The following is a 1,206-nucleotide window of genomic DNA, read 5'->3' on the forward strand; positions in this document are numbered from 1 at the left end:
GGTGCGAAGCTTTCTGCAGTTAATGCGTCTCTTGCAACTATCAATATGCCTGATTACAGTTCTATAGCATTTGGACAAGCATGTATCGGTGCGAAGCTTTCTGCAGTTAATGCGTCTCTTGCAACTATCAATATGCCTGATTTTAGCTCTATAGCATTTGGACACGCTGGCATCGGTGAAAAGTTCTCTGCAGTTAACGCTGCTCTTGTAATTACCAATATACCTGATTTTGGTTCTATAGCATTTGAACAAGCTAGTGTAGGTGAAAAGCTATCTGCAATTAATATGGCTTTTGCAATTGATAGTTTAAAATGGTCTATACAACCTAATAGTTGGTCAAATTTAACTCCAATGAGCCCTCTTCCTATTGAAAATTTAATAAATAGAGGTTCTAAAAATCAAAGACATTCATATAAAAAAAATGATTATAATTCAGGAGAGACATTGAATGGGGAGTCAAGAAATATTTCAATTTATTCTCAACCAAGTTCAACAAGAACCAATTTCGAAAGTACCATATGTTCGATTTTCAACGATCTTAGATTAAAACCCGATCATATTGGCTTTGAACATTCAAAAAAGGGAGACTCACCTACTCTAAATGTAGTATTTGTATTCACTGGGAATATTAATAGTGAAAATTTAAATATTGGAGATATAACTTACTTGATACAACAGAATGGGAAAATATAATTTTAATGGGGCCAATATAAATGCGACTAATCTTCATATTGGTGACAACTATACTTACAATTCCGCACAAGATTTTATTGAAAAAAATACTAACCTATCTCTAACTGAAACTGAAAAAGAATTGGTAGACATTATTTTTTTGAATACAGATTCTAATAAGGAGCGAAGAGAAATACTCGATAGTTTAAAATCAATTAAATCTAATAATGAAACAGCTGTTCCCAGCCAATCATGGTTTAATTCTTTTAAACCATTAGTAAGTAAACTCCAACTCCTTGGAAATAAGGCAGCTATTGATATTACTTATAAGTTCCTTTCAAATTATTCCGAAAATCTTCACTTAAAAGAACATCTGATGTCAATTTTTCAGTAGTCTAAGTGTAAAAAACATTAAATATAACGTTATAAAACAAAACGCCTTACAATTAATTGTAAGGCGTTTTTATGCGTACCCGGAGCCGGAGTCGAACCGGCACGATTTCTCGCTAGTGTTTGAGACTAGTGCGTCTACCA

2 protein-coding genes are annotated in these 1,206 nt (G+C 33.2%); both read left to right on the forward strand.

Features of this window, described 5'->3' with window-relative positions:
- Positions 1-693 (forward strand): hypothetical protein (locus V4538_13840; GenBank protein ID MES2382124.1); only part of this gene is annotated, 693 nt, incomplete at its 5' end.
- The gene (locus V4538_13845; GenBank protein MES2382125.1) at positions 680-1,066 is read left to right on the forward strand and encodes a hypothetical protein; all 387 of its coding nucleotides are present in this window, start codon (positions 680-682) and stop codon (positions 1,064-1,066) included. The genes V4538_13840 and V4538_13845, both read left to right, overlap by 14 nt.
- The last annotated feature ends 140 nt before the right edge of the window (positions 1,067-1,206 follow it).

Source organism: Bacteroidota bacterium, assembly GCA_040388375.1.
Classification (GTDB): Bacteria; Bacteroidota; Bacteroidia; order UKL13-3; family UKL13-3; genus JAAFJM01.